Here is an 8,176-nt window from a genome sequence, read left to right as displayed (position 1 = left end):
TGGTTGGGATCCATCAGACTTGCTTCCCGGGGGGATATATTAAAGAAACGGCAGTCAAATTCATCAATCCGTTCAAGGTATGCACCTTTTTTATATTTTACCTGCCTGGTGTCCTTTCCTTTAAACCTGAAATACAAGTCCGATTCTTGGGATCTTCCCTGGGGATAGTCTGATATGCAGTCCCTTCCTGCTTTCAGGGCTTCCCAGAATTCATTTGTATTTCCTGCCAGAGGTAGTTTTACTGAAATCCCTATTATGCCTATGTCTCCGGTATCAGTTTCTTCAACTTCACTTATATTCAAACCATTCAAACTTTTAGCCAATTCCCCGAGATCAATGTTTAACATATCTGTATCCTCTCTAAATAGCATAAAATCGTTATGATTTAATATACGGACTCTTTATTTCCGAAAACCTACATTTGCAATTACAAATTTATTCTTCCAGGCTTCTCTCCCGTACTTATTTATTATTTGACATAAACTAATAAGTTTTGAAACTACAATTAATACTCCAATGTTTTATGTTAATCCTGGTAAGTATATAATGCGCTACAACTTTTGTATTGGTGAATAAACATTTTCCCGAAATAATGCTTTTATTTTCCATTTTATTAATATATTGTTTTCATAATAACACATAATTTTAAAAGATGCTAGAAGTCATTTTCCTTTTTTGCACAAAAAATATAATATTTTGTATAATATTGCATCCGATATATCCCTTTTAAATCTTTTTATCTTGCTTATTTATGTACATGACTGATTACTAAAAATTAGACATAAAATCTTTAAGAATTAATGAGTAAGCTCTGATAAAATAACTACTTGAAATAAGTTAGGATTTCCAACCAACTGCTTCTTCAGGGCATAATTTATATGTAGGCTAATTGGTGAATCAGCAGTAGAAGCTTTTTATCCTTTGTGATATCATAACAGTAAGTGGGGTGACGGACTAGTGAAAAACAAACTCATTTACGTAGTAGATGACGAGAAAAAAATCAGGGATCTTGTATCTACCTACCTTCAAAAAGAAGGCTTTGGTGTCCAATCGTTTGAAGATGGCGAAAGTGCATTAAGGCAATTCAAGTGCAGTCCTTCAGATATGCTTATTATAGACATAATGATGCCCGGTATGGATGGATATACTTTATGCAGGGAACTCAGAAAAATCAGTAATGTACCTATAATCATTGTTTCCGCAAAAGATGAAGAAATCGACAGAATACTGGGTTTAGAGCTTGGAAGTGATGATTACATATCAAAACCTTTCAGTCCACGTGAGCTTATTGCCAGAGTCAAAACAATATTCCGCAGAATAAAAGACATTGAAGACAGGCTTATTGATCAGCCAGTGAACATGGTAAGCTGCGTAGATATCATTGTCTTTCCTGACGAAAGAAGGATATTAAAGGATAAAAATGAATTGGAACTAACTCCAAAAGAATATGATCTTCTTTTTTACTTGATAAAGAATAAAAACAAAGTTTTCACACGTGAGCAATTGATTAATAATATCTGGGGATATGACTATATCGGAGATACAAGAGCCATAGATGATCTTGTTAAAAAGGTCAGAAAGAAACTGTTGGAAGCAGCTTCAGCTTTACAGATAACTACTGTTTGGGGATATGGATATAAAATATGTGGTTAGGGGGAAAGTACAATTAAGAAATCAATCACTTCTAAAATTGTAGTATCATATTTTTTTGTGATAATTATGACTTTGGTTATTGTTGGACTTGTATTTGCTTTTCTCGCACAGTTTTATACAGAGAACCAAAGTAAAAAACAGTTGATCAAGGATGCCAATACTATATTTGATAGCCTTAAGAATGAGATTGCTTCCGGTAAGAATAAGCCTGGTATTAATGCAAGGCAGGAGTTACGAAAAAAAGCGTTTAGCGAAGCCGGTATGCTGGAAAGTAATTTTGCACTTGTTTCTAAGGACTTAAAGATTCTGTATCCCAAAAATGAAGATGCCCAAAAGTTTAAAGAGCAAGTATTGCCTAGGATTATGGATAAATTTAATTCTAGTGCTAAAAAAACTGTTTCAATGAAAGTGCGTATTAATAACATTGAACATCTCCTGGTTATCCTTCCTCCAAGGAATAACGTTTCTCAGAGTCTTAAGGGCTGGATTGTTATGTACAATCAGATTGGGCCAATACAGAAGATGCTAAGAAGTTTGTTGTCCGTCCTGCTTATTTCATTAACCATTACAGCGCTAATAGCCGTGGCTGTAGGTATTTTCATAGCGAGAAGCATAGCAAAACCGATTATCCTTTTAAAAAACAGGGCGGCTGCTCTTTCGAAGCTTAGCTTTGATGGTAAAGTGGAAATTCGTACAGGAGATGAACTTGAGGATCTTGGTGAAACTATCAACAGAATGGCTGCCGAGCTCAAAGAGCACGATATCGCTCAAAAAAGATTTTTTCAAAACGCCTCCCATGAACTGAAAACTCCTCTTATGTCTATCCAGGGCTATGCTGAAGGTGTAAAGGATGGAGTATTTGATGATAACAATGAAGCACTTGATATTATTGTCGAAGAAAGTAAAAGACTAAAAGGCATAGTCGAAGAATTACTCTTTCTTTCTAAGGTCGAATCTCAGGAAGATTTCTATAAGTTTTCAATTGAAAGTATGAACGGGGTAATCGAAAGCTGCGTAGAAAAGCTGCGTGGTCTCTCAAACAAAGAAAACATAAGAATAGGCATTGTACTATGTAAAGATGTTATGATAAACATTGACCATGACAAAATAACTCAAGCTCTAATCAATGTACTGGGAAACTGTCTGAGATATGCAAAAAGTGAAATCAATATACTCACTTCTGTTAATGCTAAGTTTTTTGAAATAACTATACAGGACGATGGAGAAGGTTTTCAAGAACAAAATGTCGAAAGAATTTTTGAAAGATTTTATAAGGGTAAAAGTGGTAATTCCGGTCTTGGTCTTACAATAACCAAAGTAATTATCGAAAAACATAACGGCTTTATAGAAGCCTCAAACCGCAAGTGTGGCGGGGCTGAATTCAGGATTAAACTCCCAATAACATAGGACGAAAATTTACACAAATTCTCCACATTTTATACATTCTTATTATAAATCTATCCTTTATGATTTAAATATAAGGTTAATACTTGATGAACGTTCATTCAAAGTACACCAATAAAACTATAGGAGATGATTTTATGAAAAAGGTATTATCACTTTTTACAAGTTTGTTTATTACAGCCATACTCTCAGTATCTGCGTTTGCAGCTGATATTCCTGCCGAAAAACAACAAACAGCTAAAAACAGTATTGTAGCAAATACAAATACCGATTTATCCGCTTTCGAATCAGAAGCAACTGACGATATAATTATCAAATCCGACGTTAAAAGCTTCAAGGGCAAATTCTCAGGTTTATTCACTGATTTAGACATACTTAGAGAAGAATGCAAAAATTTATGGACCAGTATCAAAACTTCCAACCAAAATATCAAGAGTCAATGGAAAACCCTAAAGGAATCACTAAAAGGAGAGAATTCTGAAGAAGCCAAAGAGGTTTTATCTAATCTAAAATCAAAAACAAGTCCCCTACACACTCAGATAGAAGCACTTCACAGTGACATAAAAATCTTAAGAGATCAGAAAAATGCCGAATGGGGAAATTTCAAAGGAGCAGTTAAAGCTAAAGATGAATCAAAAGCTTCTACCGCATTAAGCAATATAATAAGTTATAAAAAGCAGATTATAGAAAAACAAAAATTAATTTTAGAATTAAAGCAACAAATCCTGGATTTACTAAAAAGCTGATTTATATAAGTCATATATTCTTTGAAACAAGATATGCATTTATTTATTAGTATAAAAAGGGCAGAGTAGGATTGGCCGTGTACTTAATCCCCTCTACCCTTTTATTTTGAAAAATTTCCAGCACCTTTTGCCGGGTCGCCTTCCAGAGGCATAAGACCTTAATCTGCAAAGCACTGTTACTCCGTGTTCTTGTGGCTGTGCGTAATTTTTAGTTACTTACCCTTAACTTCCTTAAATATTAATACCTTCCTCTTTGTATCATCATACTGGAATTTATTCCCAGAATTTTCGACAATGAATTTCAATGGTATGTAGCGAACTCCTTTAATGCTCTGCGCTGCTGTCTCCATAGCTTTTTCCTTGTTGTTTATCTTTGCTTTCGGATTTCCTATCCATATATCAATATTTTTGGATTTGAATTTTATGGTCATCCTTTTTTCCTTTTCAATGTATTCTATGTTTCCGCCCAAATTTTTCACCAAAGTATCAGCAGGAACTATCAGATTCCCCTTCACATCCAGTGTTAATGTCCCCTTATTACCCGGTTCTACCTGGCATACTTTCCCGCCAACCAGCATATATGGATTTTCCAACATTAGTGTAATTTCCTTCTGACTCTTATCTTTTGCTATCAAGCCTTTGGTATTAAAACTCAGCAGCCAGTCAAAAAGGTCTTTGGTATAAACATTCTCATCAATTCTTTTACCAGTGCTATTAGTAATCGTGAATTTTGAATAAAGATTGAAAATTCCCAGTTTGGCTTCAGCTTTTTGCTTTTCATCCGAAGGTGGTACCATTGCCTTGTTGCTGTTGAATACCCAGGTGGGAACATCATAAAGGTTTTGAACTATAATTGGATCAAGTTCGCAGTTTACAGGTACTACTCCGGCAAAACGTTCAGGATAAATGGAGCTCAAAAATACAGTACCACTTCCTCCTGTTCCCTTACCGGATATATAAACGCGTTCTTTATCAACCGGATATCTGTCTAAAAGGTTATCCAAAAGATTATTCAATTCACTTTGAAGTTGGGTCCATACAAAGCCCTCAGGACATCTGGGAGAAACGAGAATGAAGGGTGAATTGTTGTATTTCTCCAAACCTTTGCTTATATATGATGATTTTGTATTCTCATTCTTGTCATGCAAATATAATATCATGGGCCATTTTTTATCTTCGCTGTCCTTATAGCCTTTGGGATAAAAAATATCATAATTTATACTATCGATCTCCTGTATTCTCCTGTCGGCCAAACTGTGTTCAAGCAGTCAATTATAAGTATCTTCCGGCTTTATAAAGCTTGGTGCCGTATGTCCGCCCTCTGGATCCACTGTGAATTTCAACTCTTTTGCTCCGACAGCTTTAAGCGCATTGATTGTATTCTGTGCATATTGCAGTGGAACTACAGGGTCTTTAGCCCCATTCATAGCCCATATCGGTATATCCTTCAGGTTAACTGCAAGTGCAGGATCACAACAAGCAATAACCGGCATAATCGCAGCAAATTGCTTTGGATAAGCTGCTGCAAGGTACCAGGTACCGGCCCCGCCCATACTGGTTCCTGTAAGATAGATGCGGTTGATATCCACCCTGTATTTTGAAACAGTATCATTTATTATCGAATTCAACTCTGGGAGGAATTCCATCCACTGGTAACCATTAGGGCATAAAGGTGAAATGGTTATAAACTCAAAATTATACCCGTTTTTTTCATATCTGGCAAAGTTCGGAGCCTTAATCGTAGTAATATCGCTGCCCCTCTGTCCTCCACCATGCAATGATACAAGCAATGGATATTTCCTATCCTGGTCCTGGTCATATTTGGAAGGCACTTCTACCTTGTAAGGTATCTTATATGAAACTGTTTTTCTTGAATATGGATTTGAAACAGGATATCCGGTCTTTTCATCAATACCAGGTCCTGGCGTATTATCCTTGGCCTTTTCCTGTTTTTCTCCCGTTTTTCTGCTGTCAGATGTCTTGGGAGGTCTATCATCCTTTGAAATTTTGCTCCTATCCTCAGCAAAGGAATTAGCTGATGTAAGCAGGATAAAAATGATGACTAACGCTATTGCACGCTTCACTTTCTTCACCTCAAAAGTACTTTAAGTATTTTTCTATAATGGTATTGGATTACAAGGTTTGTTTGCCGAAAACCTTGCATGAGCCATTCCAGTTTCATCGACATATATGTTGGATACTTAGGTTTTATCACCTGTCTTTGAGGACAGTTGTTCAATAATGTCCATACCTCACCACCTATTCCTATGGACTTTTGAAGGACTAAACCGGTTTGCGGGTTCTTTACTTTCTGCCGGATGACCTATGGGTAAGACAGAAAACGGAATGATGTTCTCCGGTAATCCCAACAATTCTTTTAGAGCCTTTACCCTCTCTTCTATAGGGTATACTCCTAACCACACAGAACCTAATCCAAGGTCATGTACCATCAGCAGCATATTCTGCGTTGCTGCCGAGCAATCCTGTACCCAGAAGCCTTCATACTTTTCGAGGGTCAGATCACCGCAGATAACGATTGCATTATCCACCTCCGCCAGCATTTTGGCATATGGATGGAACTTAGGAATCTCATTCAGAACACTCCTGTCGTTGATAACAATAAAGTGCCAGGGTTGCTCATTACCCGCAGATGGTGCTGCCATCCCTGCTCTAATTATTTTCTCAATAATTTCTTCAGAAATATCCTGTTTAGTATATTTCCTTATACTTCTACGGCTAAAAATAGCATTCATAATACCTCCTGCACCACACCCGAAAGATTTATGAAGTTTTGCTTCTCAGGTAAAAACTAGTAACCGATTATTTATTGTATGTTTATAATTATTTTACATTATTTTCATAATATATTCTACAAAATATTACATACTAGTTCAGAATCTGATAAGCATTTTGCAGTCTCAATTATTTCTTGATGTACTACTCTACACAGTTTTATTAATGAATTTATTGTAAATCGACTGTTTTGTTAATGAAGCATACTACAGTTAATAATGTGTTTAGATGTTGTATACGAATCGTTATTTTATAGTAGCTAACCCAAAAGCTTTGGCTGCTATGTTTGAATGCCTATGTTTCTTTTTTCAATATCGCAGTACCCTACTAATGTCATAAACAATAGGAGTGCTATCAATGATATATAATGCTTGGAAAACTGGACATTACATTCTGTCAGGAGCTTCTATAGCTAATAGATCTAAACATTTTATTAAAATATCTCTTGTCAATGTAATAAGCTTTATCCAAGAATATTGTTTTAAAGAATCTTGCTCATAAATAATCTTATTTTCATGATAAAATCTATTAACTTCATTTGATAAGTCGTAAATAAATTGACATATCTTATGAGGAGAATAATCAATAAAACTCTTTGTAACAACTTCACTAAACTGAGCAATTTTAAGCATCAAATTACGTTCACTTTCACTATACGGTATTTGTATAGATACCCTGTCTAGCTGATATTCAGGATTCATAGAGAAAAATTTATTAAGTATGGATTTAATACGGACTACCGTATATATAATATAAGGCCCTGTATTCCCCTCAACAGAGGTAAGTCGCTCTACATCGAAAATATAGTCTTTTGAAATTTGATTAGATAAATCGCTATACTTTAGAGCTGCCAAGCCTACTTTTTTAGAAATATTATTTGCTTCATCTTCAGCAATGTCCTTATTCTCAACAACTCTTTGGTATACTTTATCAGCAGCTTCTTCTATTAAATGCTGGTAAAGCTAGTAGACCTTTAAAGTATCCTCCTAAAAGTGCAAGTAAGATTGTCAGCAGATTGATGAATGTCGCTTGTATTCCCAGTTTCCAAATACTCCATATAATTGCACCTAAACCGCTGATTACTCTTGACATCCTATGAATATGAAAATAAGAGCCGGCAATCTGAATAAACAAGGAGCGAGGTCTAAGCAAAACCCTATCAAAATCTCCTGAACGAATCATACGCCACGGAAAGTAATCAAATCTCCTACAAAAGGTTTCAGCCAGTCCAAAGCTTGTTACTGCCATTGCATAGATAAGAATTATCCTCTCAACCGATCACTCTCAGCACAATTTTTTGAGGTAATATAGTTTTGTTCGCAATAAAAAAGCCATGGAGATGAATATTTTTAGTACTTCTCCATGGCTTTTTATATTTATCTTTTTTACTGCACGTTTATGTTGCAATTACTGCACACCTTAAATGCAAACGTTATACATGATGAGTGATAAAAAAGTTGTAGAATTTATAACGGTATAATCTTGATTTCATAATGCTACTCTAAGTAAATTGCATTTAAAAAGTTGTAAAATTTCGCTTTCAGATATTATTTCTAAAAAATGCTTAAATAAAAAAGTTA

The 8,176-nt window shown here is 35.3% G+C and carries 8 protein-coding genes; 3 read left to right on the top strand and 5 right to left on the bottom strand.

Annotated features, from left to right (window positions below; translation table 11 throughout):
• A partial coding sequence (locus N3I35_13165; protein ID MCX8131034.1) for a hypothetical protein occupies positions 1–347 on the bottom strand: 347 nt, incomplete at its 3' end.
• Positions 348–957: 610 nt separating this feature from the next.
• On the opposite strand from N3I35_13165, the gene N3I35_13160 reads away from it, so the two are divergent.
• The 3 genes from N3I35_13160 (at position 958) to N3I35_13150 (ending at position 3,803) form a co-directional block, all read left to right on the top strand.
• Complete coding sequence (locus N3I35_13160) at positions 958–1,653, top strand: response regulator transcription factor (GenBank protein ID MCX8131033.1); 696 nt, start codon at positions 958–960, stop codon at positions 1,651–1,653.
• Positions 1,654–1,719: 66 nt separating this feature from the next.
• Positions 1,720–3,060 (top strand): HAMP domain-containing histidine kinase, encoded by a 1,341-nt coding sequence (locus N3I35_13155; GenBank protein MCX8131032.1) that lies wholly within the window; start codon positions 1,720–1,722, stop codon positions 3,058–3,060.
• A 134-nt stretch (positions 3,061–3,194) separates the two neighbouring features.
• Positions 3,195–3,803 carry a hypothetical protein gene (locus N3I35_13150; GenBank protein MCX8131031.1) on the top strand — a complete coding sequence of 203 codons (609 nt, stop codon included), beginning with the start codon at positions 3,195–3,197 and terminating at the stop codon, positions 3,801–3,803.
• A 212-nt stretch (positions 3,804–4,015) separates the two neighbouring features.
• Here the strand turns inward: N3I35_13150 and N3I35_13145 are convergent, their stop codons facing one another.
• The 4 genes from N3I35_13145 to argS all read right to left on the bottom strand — a co-directional run bounded on the left by N3I35_13145 (position 4,016) and on the right by argS (position 7,543).
• Positions 4,016–5,056, bottom strand: a complete 1,041-nt coding sequence (locus N3I35_13145; GenBank protein MCX8131030.1) for a stalk domain-containing protein — start codon at positions 5,054–5,056, stop codon at positions 4,016–4,018.
• Between the two features lie 15 nt (positions 5,057–5,071).
• Entirely contained in the window at positions 5,072–5,887 is an 816-nt protein-coding gene (locus N3I35_13140; GenBank protein MCX8131029.1) for an alpha/beta hydrolase-fold protein, read from the bottom strand.
• A 168-nt stretch (positions 5,888–6,055) separates the two neighbouring features.
• Positions 6,056–6,556 (bottom strand): nitroreductase family protein, encoded by a 501-nt coding sequence (locus N3I35_13135; GenBank protein MCX8131028.1) that lies wholly within the window; start codon positions 6,554–6,556, stop codon positions 6,056–6,058.
• Positions 6,557–6,982: 426 nt separating this feature from the next.
• Complete coding sequence (gene argS, locus N3I35_13130; GenBank protein ID MCX8131027.1) at positions 6,983–7,543, bottom strand: arginine--tRNA ligase; 561 nt, start codon at positions 7,541–7,543, stop codon at positions 6,983–6,985.
• Between the last annotated feature and the right edge of the window lie 633 nt (positions 7,544–8,176).

The sequence above is a fragment of the Clostridia bacterium genome, from assembly GCA_026414765.1.
In the GTDB taxonomy this organism is placed as follows: domain Bacteria; phylum Bacillota; class Clostridia; order Acetivibrionales; family DSM-27016; genus SKW86.
The sequence above is the reverse complement of the archived record's forward strand: the minus strand, read 5'-3'. Positions and strand labels throughout refer to the sequence as shown.